Origin of the sequence: Corynebacterium sp. HMSC062E11, from assembly GCF_001811845.1 — a bacterium.
Taxonomy (GTDB): Bacteria; Actinomycetota; Actinomycetes; order Mycobacteriales; family Mycobacteriaceae; genus Corynebacterium; species Corynebacterium hesseae.
Map to the genome: position 1 here is coordinate 79,444 of NZ_KV806839.1, position 22,386 is coordinate 101,829.

A 22,386-nucleotide genomic window follows, 5' to 3' on the forward strand; every position below is an offset into this window, starting at 1 on the left:
TTCGGGCCTTCGCGGACGGGGACTAAGTGTGATTCAAAGGGCTGGGTCAAATGGGGCTGAGTTAAAGGGCCTTGGCTGAAGTTCGAGGTGCCGGGGTGCCGCGTCGGGAAGAGACAGGTCGTGGGGAGAAATAGCTAATCTCACCTCAGTGCCGTACTCTGGTTTGAGCAATGAGCATTACCGATAACGCCACCGGCGGCGTCAACGAGCCGGAAGAATTCAATAAGTCGGAATCTCAGGAAAACTCGCAAGGTGGCGAAGCATTGGACGCTTCGCAGGTGTCGAACCATGACACCGGGGCTGCGAATAACCCTGAGGACACCGGCGCTGAAGAAGCTTCAGCCAACGACAACTCCCAGGGTTTTGCACACCTCGGCCTTCCCGATGACGTTCAGGAAGCCGTGTCCAAGGTGGGCTTTACCAAGCCATCCCCGATTCAGGAAGAAACCATCCCGATCCTCATGGAGGGCCGCGACGTCGTCGGCCTCGCCCAAACGGGTACGGGTAAGACCGCAGCCTTTGCACTGCCGGTTCTCTCCCAGATCGATACTGAGGCTCGCTATCCGCAGGCCCTTGTCCTTGCGCCCACGCGCGAGCTGGCTCTCCAGGTTGCGGACTCCTTCCAGTCCTTCGCCGACCACTTGGGTCGCATCGAAGTCCTGCCTATCTACGGTGGCCAGGCTTATGGCATCCAGCTCTCTGGTCTGCGCCGTGGTGCCCAGATCATTGTGGGTACCCCGGGCCGTGTCATCGACCACCTGGAGAAGGGCTCCCTGGATATCTCCCAGTTGCGCTTCCTCGTCCTCGATGAGGCGGACGAGATGCTCAACATGGGCTTCCAGGAAGACGTTGAGCGCATTCTTGAGGACACACCAGAGGACAAGCAGGTCGCACTCTTCTCGGCCACGATGCCGAACTCCATTCGCCGCCTGTCCAAGCAGTACCTCAACAACCCTGCCGAAATCACGGTGAAGTCGGAGCGCCGCACCAATGACAACATCACGCAGCGCTTCCTCCTGACGCCGCACCGCCACAAGATGGATGCCTTCACTCGCATCCTCGAGGTCATTGACTACGACGCCATCATCGTCTTCTGCCGCACGAAGCATGCCACGGAGGATGTCGCTGACAGCCTCAAGGAGGCCGGCTACAACGCCGCTGCCATTAACGGCGATATCGCGCAGCAGCAGCGTGAGCGTACCGTCGATCAGCTCAAGGATGGCCGCCTGGACATCCTGGTGGCTACCGACGTTGCTGCCCGCGGCCTCGACGTCGACCGCATCACCCACGTGGTCAACTACGACATCCCGAATGACACCGAGTCCTACGTGCACCGCATTGGCCGTACCGGCCGTGCTGGCCGCACTGGCGAGGCCATCCTGTTCGTCACCCCGCGTGAGCGCCGCATGCTGCGCTCCATCGAGCGCGTGACCAACGCCCGCCTGGAGGAGATGGATCTCCCGACCGCGGATGAGGTCAATGCCAAGCGCAAGGAGAAGTTCTTCGCGGCCATCGGTGCCTCCCAGCAGGACAAGCAGTTCGACTTCTTCCGCGACATGGTGCGCGAATACTCCGCGGCAGAGAACGTGGCGATGGATGACATCGCGGCCTCCCTGGCTGTGCAGCTGCAGGGCGGAACGGACTTCCTGCTCAAGGAGCGCCCGGTGTCCAAGAAGGACCGCCGCGAGCGCGATCGCTTTGAGCGCGATGGCCGCGGGCGTGACCGCGATCGTGATGGCCGCGGGCGCGACCGTGGTGGCCGCGACCGTGACCGCGGCCCGCGCCGCCCGGACGGGGACTTTGAGACGTACCGGTTGGACGTCGGCAAGCGCCAAGGCGTGCGCCCCGGCGCCATCGTGGGTGCGTTGGCCAACGAAGGTGGCCTGACCTCCAAGGACTTCGGCCGCATCACCATCGCCGTGGGCCACACCCTGGTGGACCTGCCGAAGAACCTGGACCCGGCGGTGCTGGACCGTCTCAAGGACACACGCATTTCCGGCCAGCTCATCAAGATCCAGAAGGATACCGGACGCCCGCCGCGCCGGAACTTCGACGATGACCGCGGCCGCGGCGGTTACGGCGGGCGCGGACGTGGTGGACGCGGCCGTGATCGTGGTGGACGCCGCGGCGGCTGGCGCGACTAGCCTTCGCTCGGCGCCGCGGCGGCGTTAGATCCAGAAACCTCCCAAGCTCATAAGAGCCTGGGAGGTTTCGCTTTTGGGGCCTAAACCCGAAGGATTAGACGTACATCAGGATGGCGCACACAACCCACAGCAGGTTGAAGATGCCGGAGAACATAGCCAGCTGCTTCTTTAGCTTGGCCACATCGGCGCTGCCCGGGGCAGCAATCGCGGACATGGCCTGGTTCTGCTTCGGGATGACCACGACGAGCAGGATAACCCAGGCGATGACGGCCAGAAGAAGAGCGATGTGGAACTGGACCTGGGACTTGTAGTAATTGAGGTCAGTAAGGAAGACAGCCAGACCGATAACCGGAACGATGGCGGAAATGTAACCATACGTCGAGGTGATCTTATTGAGGACGCCGGCGGCACCAGCCGCAGAAGCATCACCGGAGCCAGCCTTTGCCAGCTGACCGGGGAAGGCGGAGGTGGAGATGCACACGGTACCGACCAACAAGATAGCGGCGAAGGCGTGGAGGAAGATGAGCAAGCTAGTCATGGGAGGGTGCTTATACCTTTCTGTACGGGGCTTTTCCCTGCGAGAGTCTAACGGCGCGGTGAGATGAAATCGAATCGACACTGGTGGCGCATGACCACGTAGTCGCGGGAGGGCAGCGGTAGTTGGTATTTGCGGGCCACTGCGGCAAGCCGCTGCGAGTAGTCGCAACGGTCGGCGGGCGGGAGCCAATCGGCCGGCAGAGAATCGGACTTGGCCTGGTTGAGGTTGCGGGCGGTGGCGACGAGGTTGAGCGGATCGTTAGCAAAGGCCATCTTTTTATCCGGCGGCCAAACTGATGCCCCAAGGTCCCAGGCCGCCGCGAGCGGGAAGACGTGGTCAACTTCCACGCGGTCCGGCGCGGGCGCGCGGGCATAGGGATCGTAGAGGGCCCCGTCGATAGTCTGCGCGGCCTTGACGTTGTCCCGTGTTCCAGGTGCCCATCCGCCGAAGTCTTCCCGTTCATAGCCGGGGACCTCCACGCGCGCGGGCACGGTTGCCACGCCCAGATCAGGTCCGGGGAGGAGGTGATAGCCGCCGTAGACAACGGTTGCCACGGAGAGGAAGCCTATATAGACCGTGCGCAGGTTCATGCACTTTTAGACTGCGCGGGGGTGTTCGCGGTTCCCGTATGAGCAGGAAGCCTGTGAGTGCGCAGAGGGGCTACATGGATGCAGTCAAAAGGCACTTCCCAGAAGGCATTAGTAAGAAGGTTTCTTTGGGGGCAAAGACACCTTTTAGAGGCTCGGACACGGCGTTCTCGAAGCAAAGGCACCTTTTGGGAAATGCCTTTTGAGTAGCGACCATGTAGAGCCTCCGATCCAATCACAAGCGAAACCCCGCCACAGCAGTAACTGGACTGCTGGAGCGGGGTTCGCGCGTGAGGGGAGAGGGGGAGAGGCCTACTTCTGAACCTGCTCCGCTGCCTCCTCGAAGTCCAAGTCATCGTTCTTCTCAACGAGCTTGGCCAGGCGGGATGCCTCCTCGAACTCCTGGGTGACCTTCTCATCCGGAGCCTTGGTGGCCAGGGAAACGCCGACAGTCACGAGCAGAGCGGAGATGAAGCCCGGTACCAGCTCGTAGAGGGTATCGCCCAGCGGGCTCATGCCCCAGCCAATCGCAACGACAGCACCGGTGATCATGCCGGCGATGGCGCCGGTGGAGTTGAGTCGCTTCCAATACAGCGACAGCAGCACCAGCGGGCCGAAGGCGGAGCCGAAGCCGGCCCAGGCGAAGCCGACCAGACCCAGAATCGAATCCGACGGGTTGATGGCCAACACGGCAGCGATGACGGCGATGGCCACGACAGCGGTACGGGACAGGTTGATCAGGACGTTCTGGCTCGGCTTTTTCTTGGCGAAGATGAGGTAGAGATCCTCAATGAGGGAGGTGGAGACCACGAGCATCTGGGAGGACATCGTGGACATGATGGCTGCCAGAACGGCGGTCAGGACCAGACCTGCGAAGAGCGGGTGGAACATAACCTGTGCCATGTCCAGGAAGATGGTCTCGTAGTTCTCCTGGTCAGTGATGGAGTGGCTGGTCTCAGTGAAGAAAACCGTGCCGGAGAGCGCGACGAAAATAGCACCGATGAGGGAGATACCCATCCAGCTCACACCGTAGAAGCGGCCCGCGCGGGCGTCGGAAGGCTTACGCAGCGCCATGAAGCGCACGATGATGTGCGGCTGGCCAAAGTAGCCCAAGCCCCAGGCCAGGTTGCCGATGATGACGGCGGCAGACACACCAGAGAACAAGGAGAAGTAGTCAGGGTTCTCAATTACACCACCGGTGGCGTACGGGTTCTCAGCGGCGAAGCTGAAAATCTCGCCCGGGTTGTCCAAGGAGAAGAGCACCATGATCGGCACGATGATGAGAGAGGCGAACATGAGCAGGCCCTGGACGGTATCGGTGTAGGACACCGCGAGGAAGCCGCCGACGAAGGTATAGAAGACCGTCACGGCAGCCACGACGAGCATGCCGACCATGTAGTCACCGCCGAAGCTGGACTCGAAGTAGCGGCCGCCGGCCACCATGCCGGAGGAGACATAGAAGGTGAAGAAGAAGATGATGATCGCCGCCGCGATAATGCGCAGCAAGCGCGACTTATCGTGCAGGCGGTTCTCAAAGAAGGAGGGAACGGTAATCGAGTTGCCGGCGATCTCGGAGTAGGAACGCAGACGCGGCGCGACCCACTTCCAGTTGGCCCAAGCGCCGATGAGAAGGCCGATGGCCATCCATAGCTCGGACATGCCGGTCAGGAACAATGCGCCGGGCAGGCCCATAAGCAGCCAGCCGGACATATCGGAGGCGCCGGCGGATAGGGCGGCTACGAACGGGTGAAGGCCGCGGCCGGCGAGAACGTAGTCGTCGTACTCATCCGTCTGCTTGTAGCTCCAGAAGCCGATGGCGGCCATGGCAAGCAGGTAGATGATCATCGCAACGACATACCAAGTGGAGTCTTGCACTGATCTCTCCTTGAGATTGAGATTAAGAATAGGACTCATCCACGCTAACGAGGCAAAAGGCCCTACCCAACTGAAATTCGGCACCTTGACCAGTATTTGGTTACCTTGGTCACAGCTTAATGCACGGTCTTACTGGTGTTACGCCGTTATGTAACGAGACTGTAACAATTGCGTATTTGGGCAGGAATCGGGAACTTTCTGCAACCCTTTCCCCACAAAGGTGTGCTGCTAAACTGGCCCCTATGGCTTCTTACCTGCTGCATGGCCTCTGGCTGCCCGTCTCCGGCCTGAGTCTATGGATCGAACAGGTCGAAGGGCACAAGATCGTCATGCCCTCAGCAGTCCCGGAGGGAACCTTTCCGGATGTGGTCGATACCATCTTGAGCAAGAAGACCTTCCGGAACCGAGCGCGCGTCTCCCTCCGCACACCGAAGGGCAAGGACGTCTCCCTCATGGTCCCCATGGCCATGTTCGCCCCGGATGAGGCAGTGGAAACACTGGCCAAACTGGAATACCTCGATACCGATAGCCAGGCGGTTTCGGCGGAACAGCGTGCAGCTATTGCGCCGGACCTCCTGTGGCTCATCCGCGCCTATCGCGGCCTGTACCGTTTCGTCCGTGCCGGCCGCGTGACCATCCGCCTGTCGTATCAGGCGGGTGAGTGGTACCCGATGTGGCAACTGGCTTCTGGCTTGGGCGAGCGCAGCTGGCTGGCAGAGATGCTAGCCTCCGCGCCCGGCATCCTCTCCATTAATAACCGGGCGCTCTCGGATGATTTGGCCGACGAGCTCACGCACTGGATTGCCTATACCCAATTGCGCCCGCAGATCGATGCCCCACGCGCCGCGCCCTGGCATGAATTCGCGCAGGCCTTGCTGAAAACCGCGCCGGTCAAGAAGGGGCGCGCCCAGCTGCTTCGTGGGCTCAATGAGTGGAAAGACTCTATTACTTCTGTCGACCTCCAGCTCGTCTTCCTCGTGGAGGAACCGCCAAATAGTACTGACTCCGTCGAGGACGCAGCGTGGCCTATCCGCTTGCTGGTGCGCTCCGGTACGGATTCGCCGCTGCCGGTGCGGCAGGACCAGTTGGATCGGGGGAGCGTCGAGAAGCTGCGTGAGGCCCGTCGCCATGCCTTCGACGTGGCTCCGCGGCTGAAGTACAACTCCGCCCCGGCGAGCCGGAATGCGGGGGATTGGGACGTCTACCTGACCACCGAGCAGCTCGTGGATTTTGTTACCCACGACGCCGCCGCCCTGCGCAAGGCCGGTTTCACCGTGCTGCTGCCCAAGTCCTGGTCCCACATGGAGACCAAGGCCAAGCTGGAAACCACGGAGGTCCGTGATCCGGCCGATGCCGCCACCAAGGCGCACATTGGTATGGAGAAGCTGTTCAGCTATGACTGGAAGCTCTCGGTGGGTGACACGCAGCTTACCGACGCCGAAATGCAAGAGCTCATCACTTCTAAGTCCGGGCTGATTCGTTTGCGCGGCGAGTGGGTCATGGCGGATACCCAGGCCTTGAACAAGATCTCGCAGTACATGCGCGAGTTGGCCGATACCGCACGTAAGCGCGCCCTGAAGGAGTTGGAGCAACTCGCAGCCACCGCAGAGATGGCCCGCCAGCTGGAACAGCCTGGCTGGGAAGAGCTGGTGGCCGAAGTAGAGCGCCGCCGCAAGGAATTCAACGAGGGCGAGCAAGAAGAAGCGGTAACGCTTGCAGACTTGCGCGAGATGGCCTTGAAGTCCATGGCGGAGGACCCCGTGGCCTTCACCGGATCCGAGTGGCATACCTCGCTGCTCGGTGGGCTGGATAGTACGGCACCCGACCGCGTGGACATCCCCGATACGGTCCATGCCGAGCTGCGCGAGTATCAGCGCCGCGGTGTGGACTGGCTGTACTGGATGTCCCGCAACAACATTGGCGCGGTGCTCGCAGATGACATGGGTTTGGGCAAGACCCTGCAGCTGCTGTCTTTGCTGGCGGTGGAAAAGGCCGCCCACGCGGACGCACCGGACAAGGAAGATGGGGAGGCTGGAGCCTGGAAGCCAACCCTCGTCGTCGCGCCGACCTCCGTGGTGGGCAACTGGGCTAGAGAAGCCACGCGCTTCGTGCCGGACTTTAAGGTCATAGTGCAACACGGCACTGGGCGCCTGAAGGGCGAGGAATTGGTCAGCGCAGCTCAGGAGGCCGATATCGTCATTACCTCCTATGGCACGGTGAGCCGTGACTTCCTCACATTGAGCAAGGTGGAGTGGGACCGCGTGGTCCTCGATGAGGCTCAAGCGATCAAGAACGCCTCCACGCGCTCCTCCAAGGCGGTGCGCGCCATCCCCTCGCGCCACCGCGTGGCGCTGACCGGCACGCCGATTGAGAACCGCCTGTCGGAGATGCGCTCCATCCTGGACTATTGCAACCCGGGAATCCTGGGCTCCGCCTCCTTTTTCCGCAACCACTTTGCCAAGGCCATCGAGCGCGAGGGCAGCGATGTCATGGCGGAGCGCCTGCGCCTGCTCACCGGCCCGTTTATCCTGCGCCGCCTCAAGACGGACCCGAATATCATCGATGACCTGCCGGAGAAGTCCGAGCAGATCATCACCGTGCGTATGACCGATGAGCAGGCAGCACTCTACAAGGCCCTGGTCAATGACGTGGAACAGGCCCTGGCGAAGAAGAAGGAGGGCATCTCGCGCCGCGGCCTCATCTTGGCATCGCTGACGCGCATCAAGCAGATCTGCAACCACCCGGCGCACTTCTTGGCCGATGGTAGCCCTGTCACCATCAAGGGCAAGCACCGCTCGGGCAAGGTGGAGGAGCTCATGCGGATCATCGACCAGGCCATCGAATCTCAGGAGCGCGTACTGATCTTCACCCAGTACAAGGCCTTCGGCGACGTTCTCCAGCCTTACCTCTCTGAACAACTGGGCTGCGAGATTCCCTTCCTCCATGGCGGGGTCAGCAAGAACCGGCGCGACCAGATGGTGGAGGAATTCCAGGCCGATAACGGCGCGCCCGTCATGCTGCTCTCGCTCAAGGCGGGCGGTACCGGGCTGAACCTCACGGCGGCGTCGATTGTCGTGCACATGGACCGCTGGTGGAATCCGGCGGTGGAAAACCAGGCCACGGATCGCGCCTTCCGCATTGGCCAGCAGCGCAATGTGCAGGTGTACAAGATGATTACGGCCGGCACCTTGGAGGAATCCATCCAGGACATCCTCGACGGCAAGACACAGCTGGCCGGTGCCGTCGTGGGCGAAGGCGAGGGCTGGCTCACCGAACTGAGCCCCGAGCAGCTGGCGGATCTCATGAGCTATAGGGAACGGGAGAAGTAAATGGCACCGAAGAGTCCTGAGGACAACAACGTCATCTACGCCAACTTCGGCACCCGCAAGCGCGTGAGCACGCCGGAGGAGGTCAACCGCGTCGACCGCGTGCGTACCATGCAGCCGGCGGCCACGCGCCTGCTCAATTTCGTCAACCAGCAAACGGATTCCGGCCGCATTCGCCGCGGGCGCCAATACGCCACCGAGGGCCATGTCGTGGGCCTCGATGTGCGCAATGGCGCTGTGCACGGCAAGGTTGCGGGCTCCCAGAACGAACCTTTCGCGGTGCTCATCCAGGTGCCTTACCGCAACAACGAGGACATCGGGCGGCTGTCGGAGATGTTCGCACGCACCCCCAACTCCGTGGCGAAGGCCAGGGAGGGCATGCTTGCCGACGCCTCCCTCGACATCCTCATCGCCGAATACCCCGACGACCTCCGTTTCTCTTGCACCTGTCCCGACCCGGAGTACGTGTGCAAGCACGTCGTGGCGGTGGCGGACCGACTGGCAGCCCGCATGGACGCTGACCCATCCGTTATCTTCGCCCTGCGCGGACTTGATTTTGCGCGCCTAGAGCAAGCGGTCATGGAGCAGGCCAAGTCGGCCTCGGAGGACTCTTATTCCGCTTCCGCGGCCTCTGAAATCTCGGCCGAGGAGCGCAATGCCTTGTTCTGGGAGGGGCGAGAATTGCCGCCCTTGCCGGAGCCGAAAACCGCTCCCGCCGTCGATGATTCCGACCCGGAGTTGCTGCGCAAGGCCATGAGGTCTGTCAGCCATACGAACATAGATTTGCTTCGGGCCGTCTCCGATGTCGAGGACCTTTACTATCATCTGACGCACTAGACATTGCCACCCCAGGGGAGAGGCTCAAGCGCCAGCCCTGGACCACGTTGTAGGGAGTTTGCATGGCCGCGGTTACGTTCATCCACACCTCAGATTTCCAGCTGGGAATGACACGCTGGTTTTTAAGTCCCGCCGCGCAGTCGCGCTTTGATGATGACCGCGAAGCAGCGGTCCTGCGGCTAGGGGAGTTGGCCACCGAGACAGGGGCGGAGTTCATCGTCGTGGCCGGTGATGTGTTTGAGCACAACTCCTTGAGCAAATCTACGCTGCTGCGCGCCAAGGACATGTTCAAGCGCCTGCCGGTGCCGGTTTACCTGCTGCCCGGCAACCACGATCCGCTCGTGGCGGATTCCATCTTTTTCAACTCTTTTGCGGATAACGTGCACGTCATCGCGGATTCAAAGCCCATCGAGGTGCGCCCAGGCGTGGAAATCGTCGGCGCTCCGTACCTGTCCAAGCGGGCTAACTATGACCTGGTGCGCCGCGCGCTGGAGCCGCTGCAGCCTGCCGATGAGGGCACGGTTCGCATCGCGGTGGGGCATGGCCAGGTGGAGTCCCGCGCGGGCGAGGGCGAGGACTCGGACGCTGATACTATCGACCTCTCCTTCGTGGAGGAGTGCCTGGATAAAGGCGTTATTGATTATCTGGCCTTGGGGGATACGCACTCCACGGAATCGCTGGGCCGTACCGGCAAGGTGTGGTTCTCCGGCAGCCCGGAGACTACGGCCTTCGACGATAGGGAGCGCGATTCGGGCAATGCCTTGGTGGTGACCGTTGAGGGGGAGCGGGTGGACGTCGCCAAGCACCGCGTCGGTCGCTGGGACTTCCGGGCGATTGATGCGGACGTTGACTCACTCGAAGAGGTCGAAAGCTTCCTTGCGGAGCTAGACGCCGTGCCGGAGAAGATCCGCACCGCGGTGAAATACAGCCTGCGTGGCACCGTGGGCCTGAGCGCGCAGGCACGCTTGGAGCAGGGTCTGGCGGAGATGGAGGAGGTCTTTGCTTCCCTTAAACCCCGCGAGAGGACGATGGACCTGCATCTGGCGCCCTCGGAGGAGGAGCTCAGCGAGCTGAGCTTGAGCGGTTATGCCGCTGATGCGCTGGCAGAGCTGATCGAGGACCTAGATACTCCCACCGCCCGCGACGCCGCTAACCTGCTGTTCCGCCTCAGCGCGAAGGGAGCCTAAACCATGATGCAGCTGCATTCTGTTGAACTGAACAACGTCCGGGGCGTGGAGCACCTGGAGGTCAAGGACCTCCCGGAGACCGGCGTGGTGGTCATCGGCGGGCCGAACGAGGCTGGCAAATCCACATTGGTGGAGTCTATTGATTTTGTGCTGACGCAAAAACACACCGCCAACTCTAAGGCGGTGAGGGCGCTGCAGCCCGCCGGCCGCGATGTGGGGCCCGAGGTCACGCTGGAGGCCACCGTGGGGCCCTATCATTTCCGCATCCACAAGCGGTGGGTGAAAAAGCGCACCTCGGAGCTGCATGTGTTTTCCCCGCGCCCGGGCCAGTGGACTGGTGCGGAAGCGGATGGGGAGCTGGAGCGCATTCTCAGTGAGCATATGGACCGCGCGCTTGTCGACGCCCTCTTCGTCCGCCAAAACGATAGCCACGAGGGCATCGCCGCCGTGGGCATTCCTTCCCTTACTGCGGCACTAGAGGAGCAGACCGGGGCGAATGCCGTGGCGGAAGACTCCGAGCTGCTCACGCGCATCGAGGCGGAGTACAAGGAGTATTTCACCGCGAAGACGGACAAGCCGGCGGGGGACTATAAGGCCGCGATCGCCACGCTGTCAGAGGCGGAGGAGGAGCACGCGAACGCTGAGTCTGCGCTCCGTGAGCTCGACGGCGTGGTGGAGCGCTATGAAGCCGCCGAGCTGAAGAAGTCCGAGGCCGAAGCGGCTTTGCCAGCGGCCGTAGAAGAGTGCGAGCGCCGTGACGGCGAACTAGTCGCCGCCCGGGCCGCACAGGAGAAGGTCACGGCGCAGGAGGCAGCGGTGACCCGGGCAGCGGAAGCTGTGACGCGCGCGGAGGAGGAATCGGCGCGGCGCAAGGCTGTGATTGCTGAGCACTCCGCAGCGGTTGAAGCGGCCGAGCGTGCCGCAACTGCGGTTAGCGAAGCCCGCGAGCGCGCCGAGGAAGAGTCCGCGGCGCGCACGAAGCTGGAAGAAGAACGCGCCGAGGTGCACAAGCGTTATGAGGCCGTGCGCCAGGAGCGCCAGCGCGCCCGCCGCGCGCAGCGGCGCGCAGAACGTGAGGCCTTGGGCACCCGCCTCGAAGCGTTGACCAAGCTGGAAGAGACCTTGGCGTCGCGCCGCCGTGAGCTGGCTGCCGCTCCAGACGTACCAAACTTGAAAGCACTGGAAGACGCGGCTCGTGAGGTCACTGTCCAGGAGCGCCTGCGAGCGGCGGCTGCTGCCAAGCTGTACTTTTCCGGGAAAGGCTCCGTCGCCGTCGATGGCGAGGAACGCTCTCTGGAAAGCGGTGAAGAACTTGCAGTCGAGTTGCGTGAGGGCACGACCCTTCAGGTAGGCGAGGTCACCGCCCGCTATGCCGCAGGTGCCGGCGAAAGCGGCGAGGAAGGCGTGGAGAAGGCTCGCGCTGAGCTTGCGCGCCTGCTTGAGGACGCCGGGTGCGAAGACCTCGAGTCCGCCCGTGCCGCTCACGAGAAACACACCGAACTCGCATCCGCCGCGGATTCCGCGGCGCGCGAACTGGCTGCCGCGTTGGGAGGGGAGGACCTCGGTGAACTGCGTGCGCGTTTTGAGGCCAGCGCAGAAGAGGCTGAGGACGTCGAGGGCGCTGAGGAGGCCGCGGAACCGCGAGAGCTGGACGTGGTGGAGCAGGAGGAAGAGGAGCTACGCAGGAAGCTCGATGAACTCGACCGCGCTGTGGCACCCTACCGTGAGAACAAGGCTGGCGCGGCATTAGAGGTAGCCACCGTGCGCGCGGAGGAGGCAACCGCGCAGCGCGATGCCAAGGCCGCAGCCGTGGAGGCCGCCCGTGCTCAACTCAGTGATGCCGACGTGACCACGGCTATCGAGGCAGCACAGGCCAAGCTGCAGGAGGAAAGAGCAGTGCTGGCGGAGATGTCCGCGGTGGACGTGGACACCGCCGAGCATCTTGCCAAGGGAGCGCGTACACACGTGGACTCCCTGAAGGCAGCGGTGAATGCCGCAGTCGGTGACATGCGCGAGTTCCGAGGACTCATCGATATGCATTCCGGTGCGGCTGAGGATGCGGAGAAAGCCGCCGCCGAGCTCGAGGTTGCTCGTGAGCGCCACGCCGCTATCGAGCGCCGTGCGAACGCTGCGCGTTACCTGCGCACTCTCATGCTGCGCCACCGTGACGCCGCACGCCAGCGCTATGCCGCGCCGTTTGTCACAGCGCTCAATAGCTTGGCGCGAACAGTCTTCGGTGGGGATGTGGACTTCGAGCTGTCGGAAGAGCTCAAGGTCGAAGCTCGCAGCCGCGATGGGGAGACCGTGTCTTTCGACGCGCTCTCGGGTGGTGCCAAAGAGCAGTTGAGCATCCTGACGCGCTTCGCCATAGCCCAGCTGGTCTCCGATGAACCGGTGCCTGTTTTGATCGATGATGCGTTGGGTTCCACGGACTCCCAGCGCCTTCAGCTCATTGCGGCGCTGTTCAGTAAGGCTGGGAAAAGCACTCAGGTCATCGTGCTGACCTGTATGCCGCAGCGCTACTCCTGGGTGCCTGGGCGAATGGAGCTAGATATGGAGAAACTTACAAGGGCCTAAGTCCCGGAGTGTAGGGTATGAGCCATGACAGCGGACACTCGATGGCTCACCGAAAGCGAACAGAACCTGTGGCGCCACATTCTAGCTAGCATTCGCAAGATCAATCGCGGTATGGAGGAAACCCTGTTGGCCTGCGGCGATATCTCGGCCGCGGAGTTTTCGGTGCTTGTTTCTCTTTCGGAAGCACCCGAGCACACGCGGCGCCTGCGCGAATTATGCACGGAGTTGGAGTGGGACCGCTCCCGCGCCTCCCACCAAATCACCCGTATGGAAAAACGGGGTTTGGTGCGCAAGGAAAAGTGTGCGGGCGATGCGCGTGGCGTGGAGGTCGTCATGACGAAGTCCGGCCGGGAGCGTCTAGAGGCGGCGGTACCTGAGCACGTCGAGTCCGTGCGCCGCATGGTTTTTGATCACCTCGATCCTGCCGACGCTCCGGCGGTCCTGCGTTTCTGCGAGGGCGTCCTTTCAGAAAGCAACCTTCCAGGATATGACGGCTTCGTGCCGGATGAGCGCTTGGGTATTCACACCGACTAGTTGTGCTTCGTACGGGTAGTGTTAGTTTTCGAACGTTTACTCACCAGGAGGTGATCTGTCCGCACTATGATGGGACAAGAACTGTTTGAGCATCCCGAGCGCCAGTACGCTACGTACGGCATTACTCCGCTGAAAGAGCTCAGCGCCCAAGTCGGCCCGGTCGATGATCTGGATGAACTCACCGAGGAACAAGCCACCGCGCTTGAGGCGGCACTCGAGCAGCACGCGGAGGGTGCGCTGACCTTCGATGACGCCTCGCAGCTGTGGATTATTGGTGCGGATGAGGATATTGAGCGTATGTTCCAAGACCGCGAGGGATTCATCGAAGCGCTCAATAACAACGAAGACCCTGGGGTCTAGCCCACAGTCGGTGTCATACTAAAGGTGGATGGCGGCTAGATTTACTGGGTTTAACTACGGGCGGCTCTGTTTAAACTGCTAAGATACTCTGTGTTAAAGGGCGAGCATCCCCGCGCTTTTCAGAGGCAGCTTGAGCGAGAGCGCCATCTGGCTAGGGGAGCTAAGTGAAAGGACAAAACATAATGGTCGAGCGCGATTTGGCTCAGGAACAGCGCGAAGCAGCTGCACGTGACAAGGCTGACGGCTGGGTATCCGTCTTCGTTCAGTGGATTCCCTCTATGCTTCTCTCTGTGGTGATGCTGGGCGCCATGATGTTCGGCATGTACTACATCGAGCACGGCACCTTGGACATCACCCAGCCGATCGTCAACCAGTACATCACGCAGTAACCTGTTTCGCTCCCTTGCTGCCGTTCGGCAGAAGCGAGTAGCTTGACTTTAAGCCCCAGCAGAATTGTCTGCTGGGGCCTCATCTTTATCACCAGGCTCATCTCTCTAACTCGTGACGTGGATCCATCAGGTGGCTTGAGCCACTGCTAAGCCTGAGAATTAATCTCCGAGTGCGATGTCTCGAGGCATGATGACTCCTACACCCTTCGCGCTCACCGTCGTTCCATGATCAGCCGCCGCCCGTCCTTTCGGTGAGCGCGAAGGGCGTATTCGTCCGAGAGAGCGTTAATCCGATAGCCTGATCTCCATGGACTCTCGCATCTACATTCGCTATCTCAACGGTCCGCTCCTGTGGATGGGAATAGTCGTTGGCCTTGCCGTCGTGGCAGCGGTGGTGCCCACGATGATTGATTCCACGTGGGCAGCAATCCTATTTGGTGCCCTAGTCATCATTGCAACCGTGGCCTGCCTTCTGATGCGGGTGAAGATCGCCGTCAACGATGGCGAGGTTGCGGTGTCCGTCTTTGGCGTCTTCACAAAGAGAATTCTCCTGCGCGAGATCACCGGGGTGAGTATCGGTCCGGAGACGGGGCTTAAAGAAGGTGCGGGCCCGCGCATCGTCGATGGCGCACCAGCCTATATCGTCTCTGGGCCGACGGTGCGCATTGAATGGGGCCGGAGTTCTCTCATTGCTTCGGCGAAGAACCCGGAAGAAGTGGTTGCGGATATTAAGGTGCGCTTGCACTAGTTCCATATCCCCAGACCTCGATCCCGAAACTTCCAAGTGAGTGGCTTGGTGCCGGAGGGCGCTTGACGACGCCCACCTGCAGGTTGCGGGTTTCAGGTCTGGGGAGATGCAAAATGCGACAAGCCGCTCACCTGCAAACGTGGCGTCGCAAAAAGTGGGCCGGGGCGTACTGGCCGATTCGGGGTAGGCGGGCATGAAAAAGTGCCCCTGACAGGGATCGAACCTGCCAAGAGCACCCCATTTATCCAGCGTAAACACCCTTTTTAGGCCGGTCTGCACGACAAATCCACGACCGCCGAAATTTTCTCCCCCACCGCACGACTCACCGCCTCCAAGTCTTCATCCCACAACTCTGCGTAGGTATCGAGTGTCATCGCCGCGCTCGCGTGGCCAAGCTGCCGCTGCACCGCTTTCACGTTCGCCCCGGCGGACACCATCAGCCCCGCCGCCACATGCCGCAAGCCGTGCGGAGTCACACGCGGGAAACCGTCGTCCCCCTCCATGCACTTCTTCACCGCAAGGTCAAACCAATCCCCATGAGTCGGCACCCGTAGAGGCGTACCATCAGCTCGCGCCCACACAAACTCCTCCGGGCCACGCCCCTCAATGAGGGGTTCCACCAAACGCATAACCTCCCTGGGGACAGCCACGCTTCGCCGCTCGTGTGTCTTTGGTGTGCCAATCGCTATATCGCTGCCTACTGTGACAGCGGAGCGCTCAATGTTGAAACGCCCGCGAAGCACGTTCACGTCCTGGACTTGTAGCCCGGCAAGTTCGCCCCACCTGAGCCCAACTGTGCCGAGCACCCAAACAATTTCCTTGTTCCTGGTGCACGCTGCAGCAAGCGCCCCTAGTTGTTCTGCGGTCAGGTAGACCTTGACTGCTTTTCCCTTGCGGGGCAGTTTCACGCCACGCGCTGGATTCTCACGTATGGCCCTATCCATCACCGCCAGGTCAAGGACTTTCGCTAGTACCGCGTGGGCTTGCCTGACCGTAGAGCCAGACTTACCCATTGTGGACACCCATTCTTGCACCATGCTGGGCTTAATTGACGCCACGGAAGCATCTCCCCATGTGGGCTGGACGTATCGGCGCCACAGGCCTATGGTCTCATGCAACGTTTTAGGCTTGAGGTGTGTTTGCATGGAAAGCCAGCGCTCGCCAACTTCGTTGACTTTGATGCGCCCGGCGTTGGGGTCGATCCAGTCTTGTTGGTGCATGTGGGTAGCGTTGATGTCTGCCCATGCTTGTGCTTCGTTTTTGGTGCGGAATCCTTGTTTGGTGCGGTTTTTACCGTCGGGGCTGCGGTATTGTACTCGCCACGCCCTGCCTTTTGCGGTCTTGTAGGGTTTGATGCTTGCCATTATGATTTCTCCTTGTTAGCCAGGGCTGAAAGAACGCCCCGGGCGACAACTCCGACCCCTAGCCGGGGTTCGTGTATCCCGGCCCTTGGTGCTCCTCCACTTCCACATGTTGAGCGCCAGGGGCCGGTTTGCTTTATGCTGAGGTTGGCCCACAATCCCCCCGTTGGGCCTAGGGTGTCCTTGCGTATTGAGCTCAGCTCCGCAAGGGCATTCCTACGTTTTAGAACTTGATTCGTGGCTCTATACCGGAATCAATGGCGCGAGCTCGCTTACTCATGATGAAGGCATCCACGATCCACCAAACGCCGAAACCTCCAGCGGTGAACAGCTGAATAAGGCCCATGCCTATGTTCCCGAGGTAGAAACGATGCCCACCAAAAAGCCCGAGGAACACCCAGAGAATCCACATCACAGGGCGATTAATCACTTGTGCAGGAACTGGCGACGCGCCAACATTCGGCGGCAATGCATTCGTCGCAGCAGGAGCAGGAACAGGAGCGGGTTCGGGCTGAGAAAGCCCCTCGCTAGCAAACGGGTTCTCAGAAGCTGTGTATTTCGGAGCCGCGGGTGAAGCGGCATCGCGCTCCGCTAGTAACTGCTCGCTTCGGCGTCTAGTTTCCTCGAACCGGCGTTGCACTTCCGCCTCACTCATCCCATGAGCTTTAACCCAACGCTTATCCCAATACTCTTCAATGAAGTTCTCAAAATGTGTCCACGCTTTACGGTTCTCTGCGGTGAGCTCCACAAAATCATTCTCAATCTCCGTTTCAGCCTCCGCCATGGTGGGCATCGCGAGCCGTACCGAAGCATAGAAATCACCTTCCCAGTCCGGGCATGTCCACACCCTGCCGGGTACTTCAATCTGCTCTCCGGCATCGTGGAGAGCACAGGCAAGAGGCCACCAGTAATCGCGGTCTTCGCCGGGGAGCCACCCCAAGGTGCTGACTCCGTCGCGCACGATGATGGCGCGCTCCATGCCGTAGTAGTCAGTGACCGGGAGTATTTGTAGGTCTAGTTCAAATTCTTCGCCGGGGTCTGCGAGGTTGGATTCGGCTAGTTCACGGATGTTGTCGAAGTAGAAGCTTTCGCGCTCTACTTCTTGCGTGTAGTCGCTGCCGAAGGGATTTATGTCGGTCATGCTGTTTGTCTTTCGTGGAGAGTTTGCCAAGTTTTGAGGACTTTGACCGTCACACCCAATTCGTGGGCGATGAGTGAGGGTTGTGGTCCGTAGAGTGCTTCTGCTGTGGCGTATTCGGTGGGGCTGACGAGGATGCGGGCGGCGAAGCGGTCGGCGCGTAGCTCGTGTGCCCCGTGGTGGCCTGGCGGGTCACCGTAGTGTGCGTGGCCGAGCTCGTGGGCGAGGGAGCACAGGGTGGTGACATCGTCCATGCCGACGCGCAGGGTGATGGTGTTCCGGTGGGGGAGCCATGCTGCTTTAGGCCCGCCGCGGTGCCACCTGATGCGGTAGCCCCGGACCTGCGCCACGTCGATTAGGGCGTCAAGGTTAATCAATCAAATCTTCACCTCGTTTCTCACGCTCTGCCTGCTCATCGGGGGAGGAGTCAGCAGCGTGCGGGATGCTGTCATCCCACTCCATGACGGTGCCGTCATCCTCATCCGGTAGTGAATCATGCGCATCGGACACGGGGGTGAGATGCGGGGTGGTCTCGCGTTCGAGGAGGGCGCGGGCTGCTGCACCGAGTTCGATTTTGTCAAGGTTGCTGAGGGTGTCTTCGGCTAGCCGGTAGACGAGTTCTTCGATGCTGGCGGTGGCGAGGAGTTTGGCTCCGCCTTCGATGAAGTCGAAGACTTCGTCGCGGCTGAGTTTGTTGAGTTCGACGAGGGCATCGACGGGGTTGATGTGGAGGCCGCGTGCGGTTTCGATGATGTCTTCGGCGTCTAGGCCGTTCTTCAGTCGCAGGTTCACGGTGTTGCGTGACGTGTTGAGGATGTCAGCGATGTCTTGGGCGGTTACTCGTCGCCCGGAGAGGCTGGCGAATACGTCTTTGATGTCTGCTGGGGTTGTCATGCACTAAACCTTAGTGCACAAAAAAGTTGTCAGCAAGTGGGGGTTATGCAGCGGAAAGACATTTTGGGTACCCCCATCTGAATTACATCCTTGTCAATAACTGTTTGATAGACATAGAATGTTGTCAGTCCCGTTAAACGAGAGAAGGAAAAGACAATGTTTCTTATCAGTCTTGACGAGCTCGACCGGGTAAAGCGACTTAATCATCTGTCTACGGCGGTAGACCTAGCAAACCGAACGGGACTATCCCGAAACACCTGGAATGCCGCAATCAAGAAACGCCGACCAACCCCACAGGTGCTAGACGCTTTATCCGAGTTGGGGGCGCAACCAGACCGAATCCTCATCAAGCACGACCCCAATCAAGTCGTCGCATAAGAAAAGCCCCGTTGCAGCGGGGCTAGTCAGAATCACTATCTATTCAAGGAGTTTACACGATGGGTAAGCATCACATCACTACCGCCGCCGAGCTTTTCAGCTCAATGTTCATCCGCCTCACTGGGGAGTTTCCGCTTGACCGTGGCTTGGCCTACAAGGGGGTGCATCATGCCTGACACGCATCCTGCTGAGGCCGCGTACATGGCTGCGGTTCGCGCCGGCGCTGATTGGTACACCGCCGCTGATAAGGCCGTGGCTGAGCTGGCGAAGTCCCGCAAGCCTTTTACCGCTGATGATGTGCGCGAGGTGTGCGGAGTCGAGCCGGAGCACCCGAACGCTTGGGGTGGCCTGTTCCGCTACTGGCGGGGCCGTGGCCTTATCCAGCACATCGGGTTCACCCGGTCACGAAGCGCACTACGAAACGCCTCCGTCGTGGGCGTGTGGCAAGGAAACGACATCGCCTAACTAGCAGACACCCGTGTGCAAGTCACGGGTAGGCACAAGGCCGCTAGCGCCCTCACTAGGGGATAGCTGAGGGACTAGCAGGCCGCGTTGAGTCAGAACTGAATAGTGAATAGTCACCCGCCGAAGATACGGGCCTAGCGAGCATGGTTCTTAGATTGCGACGACCTAGGCAAGCCGACAGGCAGACACCCCGCCGTAAGCGGGAGGGAACCACAAGGGTGACGTAAAACCACACGGCATGAAGCAGCCACTCACAGGGTGCAAGTCCCTGACATGCCACAGCGGCCACACAACGCCGCAAGAATGGAGAAAGCATGAAGATTACCGGCGTGCATGAGCACGCAGAGTATTACCCCATGCTGTCCGAAGAACAGTTGGAAGAGCTGGCCGCAGATATTAAGGAAAATGGCCAGCGCGACCCTATCACTGTTACTTCAGACGGCATTCTAATTGATGGGCGCAATCGTTGGGAAGCGTGTAAGCGCCTAGGCATCGAACCAGCAATTGAGATTGAAGACCCGAAGGATGTTGGCGCGTTCGTCCGCTCCCGCAATGAGCGCCGCCACCAACCCACCGGCTCCCGCGCCATGTCTACCGCATTGTCACTGGAACATGATGGGAAACGAACTGTAGACAAAGCAGGAAATGGACGTTGGGCTCAGGGGAGTATGAGTTCGGGAAATCTCCCGAACTCTGATAATTGGGCATCGCATATGCGCCGCGCAGGACTAATCATCGACTTTCTGCCGGACCTGGCATGGGACGTTATATCAGGTGCAATCAGACTCGATGACGCGTATCGCCAAGCTCGTGATGAGCGGGATAGGCGCAAGTCTGAGGCTGAGAAAAAAGAAGCCCGTAAGAAGCGGGCCATGGAAGAAGAGGCGTACGCCGCTGACAAGTTCGCCAACGACCCTGATGCCAGAGCCTGGCTCGAAGAGAAATTAGGCAAAGGCCCCGCAGCAGCATGGCTCGCAGGCGCACAAGAAAGCATCTACGCCACCAAGGCCAGTGCTTATTCCTCATACGAGACAGAAGTTGATGAAGTGCGCGCCGCCGAAGATGCCCGTCGTGAGGCTGAGCGTAAGCGTCTTCAAGAGCATAGGGACAGTATTCAACGTACGAAGTCCCGGCTGGAGGCGTGGCTCGATACCTACACCGTCGCGTGGGATATGCGCACTAACGAGTACCGCGACGAAATCCTGAGCGCACTCGAAACACGAAACCGAAACCGATTCCTGACCATTGAAAAGGAGACAACATGGCCTACGGAGATTATCTAGACCAGCAGAAACTACTTGAACGCGCCAAGAGCGAAGTTCTTTACCACCACCCTGATAGCGCCATGAATGGTGACGAGTGGTACACCAACACGGCTAAGGAACTTGCCCGCGAAATCGCGCCGGATGCTGTAAACGAAATCATTGAGAAGCATGTCCTTGGGGTCATTAAGGACAAGGTCACTTGGTCGAACAATAAGGCTAAGCAGCTGCTTGATGAACTCGTTGAGACCGGGCAGGAAATGATACCGGAGCTTATTAAGTTAAGCCCGTACCTGATTCGTGTCCCAGTGCGTGTTGCTGGGAAGGAAAAGCCCATCTTCAAGAATGTTCGTTTCGGTTACATGACGCTGGATGACTATATGGCGCGTGCTAGCTATGAGCGTGACATGGCGGAGAAGGAGCGCAATAAGCGGATTGCGCGTGCGGAAAAGCTTGAAGCGATTGCTTTGACGCTTCGCAATGCTGGTGTTTCTCGCATTGATGACATTAAGCAACCTGAAGCGGCTTAGTCATCTTTTAGCGCCCCTTCCTTGGGCGCTTTCAGCCCAGATTGGTTTGAACATCATCACCTACCTATTCGGGATGGGGTTCTTGGAAGCTCCGGGGTTCGATTCCTCGGCTGGGCACCAGGGGGTTGTTAAGCGCACTTCCTGCCCGTTGGCGAAATGGAGCGTCAAGGTTGTATCCGGCGGGGTTGGACACTGCCCGCTTGGCTCTGCACGCCTGCAACCCCACTACATAAAAGACCCCCGCGACTGCTGTTTCTTGCGCGGGGGCTTTGCTCTGTCCACCTGAAAAGGAGACACCCATGAATACTACACCGGCCTGGCTCACCGTTAAGGACGCCGCTAAGTACACGGGGCTTCACGCCGAAACGATCCGCACTTTGATGCGGCGCGGCGATATTGAGGCCCGCAAGCCAGGCAAGACCTGGCGCACAACACAATCCTGGCTCGACCAGTACATGAATGGAGCAGCATGAAACGACTACTCAAGCACATCTTCCACCGCAGGCACCGCGCCCATACGCCGCGCTTCTACATGATGCGGAGGGGCTAATCGTGACGAAGTTTGAAATCCCATTCGACCAGGCAGCAAAAGAATTCTATGAGATTGAGGGTCGTTACCGTGCCCTTTACCGGTTCACTCGCCTGTCAGACAGTACGCGCCGCCGCGTCAAGGACGCTGCCGCGTATGCCCACCAGCTCGCCATCCTCGCAGAGAAAGAAGCAAAGAAGCATGGATACTAAACGACCTCCCCGCACGTCCCCTGATGCTCGCCGTATTGCTTACTGGCAGGATGTTGCCGCGAAGCGCACCCGCTTGTGCTGGGCCACTGGTCTCATGGGAGGTATTGCAGGATTCGTCATCCACGCCTTCCTGTCGATGCCTCCGGTGTGGTTGTGATGACCAGTATCCACAAAGACCTCATCACCGGTGTGTGGCACGTACGCGAGGGGGACGCGGTGTTTCCTGCCGCGAGTTGGGGTGAAGCGCTGCGGTTTGTGCATGACATGGGGGAGCACCGCACCAAGAACAAGCCCGTGAAGAAGCGGGTGCGGCGCAAGCCCACCAAGGGCCAAATCATCGCGGAGGAATACGAGCATTTTGAGATGATGCTCGGCCCGAAACTCGCTGTGCAGCGCCTCGCCGCTGTGTACCACACCACCCCGAAGACGATTGAAAGACATATCCAACGATGGCGCTCACCCCAGCACGATTTAGCCGTGGCCGTTGGTGGGTAAACATCCCGAAACCCACCTCT

At 60.3% G+C, this 22,386-nt stretch carries 23 protein-coding genes; 16 read left to right on the plus strand and 7 right to left on the minus strand.

Annotated elements, in window-relative coordinates; all coding sequences use genetic code 11:
• The first annotated feature begins 170 nt into the window (after positions 1-170).
• Positions 171-2,144 carry a DEAD/DEAH box helicase gene (locus HMPREF2822_RS12100; RefSeq protein WP_070524981.1) on the plus strand — a complete coding sequence of 658 codons (1,974 nt, stop codon included), beginning with the start codon at positions 171-173 and terminating at the stop codon, positions 2,142-2,144.
• 94 nt (positions 2,145-2,238) lie between these two features.
• On the opposite strand, the gene HMPREF2822_RS12105 is transcribed toward HMPREF2822_RS12100, so the two are convergent.
• The 3 genes from HMPREF2822_RS12105 to putP form a co-directional block, all read right to left on the minus strand.
• Positions 2,239-2,682 (minus strand): DUF2269 domain-containing protein, encoded by a 444-nt coding sequence (locus HMPREF2822_RS12105; protein WP_070524983.1) that lies wholly within the window; start codon positions 2,680-2,682, stop codon positions 2,239-2,241.
• Positions 2,683-2,729: 47 nt separating this feature from the next.
• Positions 2,730-3,272: an HNH endonuclease family protein gene (locus HMPREF2822_RS12110; protein ID WP_070524985.1), complete on the minus strand. Its 543-nt coding sequence runs from the start codon at positions 3,270-3,272 to the stop codon at positions 2,730-2,732.
• A gap of 309 nt (positions 3,273-3,581) precedes the next feature.
• Positions 3,582-5,144: a sodium/proline symporter PutP gene (putP, locus tag HMPREF2822_RS12115; protein ID WP_070524987.1), complete on the minus strand. Its 1,563-nt coding sequence runs from the start codon at positions 5,142-5,144 to the stop codon at positions 3,582-3,584.
• 242 nt (positions 5,145-5,386) lie between these two features.
• Here putP and HMPREF2822_RS12120 point away from each other — a divergent pair, with 242 nt between their 5' ends.
• The 8 genes from HMPREF2822_RS12120 to HMPREF2822_RS12155 all read left to right on the plus strand — a co-directional run bounded on the left by HMPREF2822_RS12120 (position 5,387) and on the right by HMPREF2822_RS12155 (position 15,102).
• Positions 5,387-8,473, plus strand: coding sequence for a DEAD/DEAH box helicase (locus HMPREF2822_RS12120; RefSeq protein ID WP_070524989.1), 3,087 nt, complete (start codon positions 5,387-5,389; stop codon positions 8,471-8,473).
• Entirely contained in the window at positions 8,474-9,307 is an 834-nt protein-coding gene (locus HMPREF2822_RS12125) for an SWIM zinc finger family protein (protein ID WP_070524991.1), read from the plus strand.
• 62 nt (positions 9,308-9,369) lie between these two features.
• The gene (locus HMPREF2822_RS12130) at positions 9,370-10,494 is read left to right on the plus strand and encodes a metallophosphoesterase family protein (protein ID WP_070524993.1); all 1,125 of its coding nucleotides are present in this window, start codon (positions 9,370-9,372) and stop codon (positions 10,492-10,494) included.
• A 3-nt stretch (positions 10,495-10,497) separates the two neighbouring features.
• Positions 10,498-13,071, plus strand: a complete 2,574-nt coding sequence (locus HMPREF2822_RS12135) for an AAA family ATPase (RefSeq protein WP_070524995.1) — start codon at positions 10,498-10,500, stop codon at positions 13,069-13,071.
• 24 nt (positions 13,072-13,095) lie between these two features.
• Positions 13,096-13,605: a MarR family winged helix-turn-helix transcriptional regulator gene (locus HMPREF2822_RS12140; protein ID WP_070524998.1), complete on the plus strand. Its 510-nt coding sequence runs from the start codon at positions 13,096-13,098 to the stop codon at positions 13,603-13,605.
• A gap of 66 nt (positions 13,606-13,671) precedes the next feature.
• Complete coding sequence (locus HMPREF2822_RS12145; protein ID WP_070525000.1) at positions 13,672-13,965, plus strand: molecular chaperone GrpE; 294 nt, start codon at positions 13,672-13,674, stop codon at positions 13,963-13,965.
• Between the two features lie 182 nt (positions 13,966-14,147).
• Positions 14,148-14,354, plus strand: a complete 207-nt coding sequence (locus HMPREF2822_RS12150; protein ID WP_154737117.1) for a hypothetical protein — start codon at positions 14,148-14,150, stop codon at positions 14,352-14,354.
• Positions 14,355-14,661: 307 nt separating this feature from the next.
• Positions 14,662-15,102, plus strand: coding sequence for a hypothetical protein (locus tag HMPREF2822_RS12155; protein ID WP_070525002.1), 441 nt, complete (start codon positions 14,662-14,664; stop codon positions 15,100-15,102).
• 263 nt (positions 15,103-15,365) lie between these two features.
• On the opposite strand, the gene HMPREF2822_RS12160 is transcribed toward HMPREF2822_RS12155, so the two are convergent.
• The 4 genes from HMPREF2822_RS12160 to HMPREF2822_RS12175 all read right to left on the minus strand — a co-directional run bounded on the left by HMPREF2822_RS12160 (position 15,366) and on the right by HMPREF2822_RS12175 (position 18,495).
• Positions 15,366-16,466: a site-specific integrase gene (locus HMPREF2822_RS12160; RefSeq protein ID WP_070525005.1), complete on the minus strand. Its 1,101-nt coding sequence runs from the start codon at positions 16,464-16,466 to the stop codon at positions 15,366-15,368.
• A 220-nt stretch (positions 16,467-16,686) separates the two neighbouring features.
• Positions 16,687-17,604: a TM2 domain-containing protein gene (locus tag HMPREF2822_RS13590; protein ID WP_198530991.1), complete on the minus strand. Its 918-nt coding sequence runs from the start codon at positions 17,602-17,604 to the stop codon at positions 16,687-16,689.
• Complete coding sequence (locus tag HMPREF2822_RS12170) at positions 17,601-17,978, minus strand: ImmA/IrrE family metallo-endopeptidase (RefSeq protein ID WP_232755714.1); 378 nt, start codon at positions 17,976-17,978, stop codon at positions 17,601-17,603. The genes HMPREF2822_RS13590 and HMPREF2822_RS12170 overlap by 4 nt, the downstream gene beginning before the upstream one ends.
• Entirely contained in the window at positions 17,971-18,495 is a 525-nt protein-coding gene (locus HMPREF2822_RS12175; protein ID WP_070525008.1) for a cyclic nucleotide-binding domain-containing protein, read from the minus strand. The genes HMPREF2822_RS12170 and HMPREF2822_RS12175 overlap by 8 nt, the downstream gene beginning before the upstream one ends.
• 546 nt (positions 18,496-19,041) lie before the next feature.
• Between HMPREF2822_RS12175 and HMPREF2822_RS12185 the strand changes: the two genes are divergently transcribed.
• The 7 genes from HMPREF2822_RS12185 to HMPREF2822_RS12205 all read left to right on the plus strand — a co-directional run bounded on the left by HMPREF2822_RS12185 (position 19,042) and on the right by HMPREF2822_RS12205 (position 22,366).
• A complete protein-coding gene (locus tag HMPREF2822_RS12185) occupies positions 19,042-19,338 on the plus strand; it encodes a hypothetical protein (protein WP_070525010.1) in 297 nt (98 codons plus the stop codon).
• A gap of 314 nt (positions 19,339-19,652) precedes the next feature.
• The gene (locus HMPREF2822_RS12190; RefSeq protein WP_070525012.1) at positions 19,653-20,621 is read left to right on the plus strand and encodes a ParB N-terminal domain-containing protein; all 969 of its coding nucleotides are present in this window, start codon (positions 19,653-19,655) and stop codon (positions 20,619-20,621) included.
• A complete protein-coding gene (locus tag HMPREF2822_RS12195; RefSeq protein ID WP_070525014.1) occupies positions 20,600-21,130 on the plus strand; it encodes a hypothetical protein in 531 nt (176 codons plus the stop codon). The genes HMPREF2822_RS12190 and HMPREF2822_RS12195 overlap by 22 nt, the downstream gene beginning before the upstream one ends.
• Positions 21,131-21,429: 299 nt before the next feature.
• Positions 21,430-21,603 carry a helix-turn-helix domain-containing protein gene (locus HMPREF2822_RS13140; protein WP_083306856.1) on the plus strand — a complete coding sequence of 58 codons (174 nt, stop codon included), beginning with the start codon at positions 21,430-21,432 and terminating at the stop codon, positions 21,601-21,603.
• Between the two features lie 79 nt (positions 21,604-21,682).
• A complete protein-coding gene (locus HMPREF2822_RS12200; RefSeq protein ID WP_070525016.1) occupies positions 21,683-21,871 on the plus strand; it encodes a hypothetical protein in 189 nt (62 codons plus the stop codon).
• Positions 21,861-22,028, plus strand: coding sequence for a hypothetical protein (locus HMPREF2822_RS13395; protein WP_158014596.1), 168 nt, complete (start codon positions 21,861-21,863; stop codon positions 22,026-22,028). The genes HMPREF2822_RS12200 and HMPREF2822_RS13395 overlap by 11 nt, the downstream gene beginning before the upstream one ends.
• Positions 22,028-22,366: a hypothetical protein gene (locus HMPREF2822_RS12205; protein WP_158014597.1), complete on the plus strand. Its 339-nt coding sequence runs from the start codon at positions 22,028-22,030 to the stop codon at positions 22,364-22,366. Before HMPREF2822_RS13395 ends, HMPREF2822_RS12205 begins: the two co-directional genes overlap by 1 nt.
• Positions 22,367-22,386: the final 20 nt, after the last annotated feature.

What these genes read in the sequence shown, in the direction of transcription:
- HMPREF2822_RS12100 (WP_070524981.1), top strand. Translation starts at nt 171, where the DNA reads ATGAGCATTACCGATAACGCCACCGGCGGCGTCAACGAGCCGGAAGAA.
- HMPREF2822_RS12105 (WP_070524983.1), bottom strand. Translation starts at nt 2,682, where the DNA reads ATGACTAGCTTGCTCATCTTCCTCCACGCCTTCGCCGCTATCTTGTTG.
- HMPREF2822_RS12110 (WP_070524985.1), bottom strand. Translation starts at nt 3,272, where the DNA reads ATGAACCTGCGCACGGTCTATATAGGCTTCCTCTCCGTGGCAACCGTT.
- HMPREF2822_RS12120 (WP_070524989.1), top strand. Translation starts at nt 5,387, where the DNA reads ATGGCTTCTTACCTGCTGCATGGCCTCTGGCTGCCCGTCTCCGGCCTG.
- HMPREF2822_RS12125 (WP_070524991.1), top strand. Translation starts at nt 8,474, where the DNA reads ATGGCACCGAAGAGTCCTGAGGACAACAACGTCATCTACGCCAACTTC.
- HMPREF2822_RS12130 (WP_070524993.1), top strand. Translation starts at nt 9,370, where the DNA reads ATGGCCGCGGTTACGTTCATCCACACCTCAGATTTCCAGCTGGGAATG.
- HMPREF2822_RS12135 (WP_070524995.1), top strand. Translation starts at nt 10,498, where the DNA reads ATGATGCAGCTGCATTCTGTTGAACTGAACAACGTCCGGGGCGTGGAG.
- HMPREF2822_RS12140 (WP_070524998.1), top strand. Translation starts at nt 13,096, where the DNA reads ATGACAGCGGACACTCGATGGCTCACCGAAAGCGAACAGAACCTGTGG.
- HMPREF2822_RS12145 (WP_070525000.1), top strand. Translation starts at nt 13,672, where the DNA reads ATGATGGGACAAGAACTGTTTGAGCATCCCGAGCGCCAGTACGCTACG.
- HMPREF2822_RS12150 (WP_154737117.1), top strand. Translation starts at nt 14,148, where the DNA reads ATGGTCGAGCGCGATTTGGCTCAGGAACAGCGCGAAGCAGCTGCACGT.
- HMPREF2822_RS12155 (WP_070525002.1), top strand. Translation starts at nt 14,662, where the DNA reads ATGGACTCTCGCATCTACATTCGCTATCTCAACGGTCCGCTCCTGTGG.
- HMPREF2822_RS12160 (WP_070525005.1), bottom strand. Translation starts at nt 16,466, where the DNA reads ATGGCAAGCATCAAACCCTACAAGACCGCAAAAGGCAGGGCGTGGCGA.
- HMPREF2822_RS13590 (WP_198530991.1), bottom strand. Translation starts at nt 17,604, where the DNA reads ATGACCGACATAAATCCCTTCGGCAGCGACTACACGCAAGAAGTAGAG.
- HMPREF2822_RS12175 (WP_070525008.1), bottom strand. Translation starts at nt 18,495, where the DNA reads ATGACAACCCCAGCAGACATCAAAGACGTATTCGCCAGCCTCTCCGGG.
- HMPREF2822_RS12185 (WP_070525010.1), top strand. Translation starts at nt 19,042, where the DNA reads ATGCCTGACACGCATCCTGCTGAGGCCGCGTACATGGCTGCGGTTCGC.
- HMPREF2822_RS12190 (WP_070525012.1), top strand. Translation starts at nt 19,653, where the DNA reads ATGAAGATTACCGGCGTGCATGAGCACGCAGAGTATTACCCCATGCTG.
- HMPREF2822_RS12195 (WP_070525014.1), top strand. Translation starts at nt 20,600, where the DNA reads ATGGCCTACGGAGATTATCTAGACCAGCAGAAACTACTTGAACGCGCC.
- HMPREF2822_RS13140 (WP_083306856.1), top strand. Translation starts at nt 21,430, where the DNA reads ATGAATACTACACCGGCCTGGCTCACCGTTAAGGACGCCGCTAAGTAC.
- HMPREF2822_RS13395 (WP_158014596.1), top strand. Translation starts at nt 21,861, where the DNA reads ATGGATACTAAACGACCTCCCCGCACGTCCCCTGATGCTCGCCGTATT.
- HMPREF2822_RS12205 (WP_158014597.1), top strand. Translation starts at nt 22,028, where the DNA reads ATGACCAGTATCCACAAAGACCTCATCACCGGTGTGTGGCACGTACGC.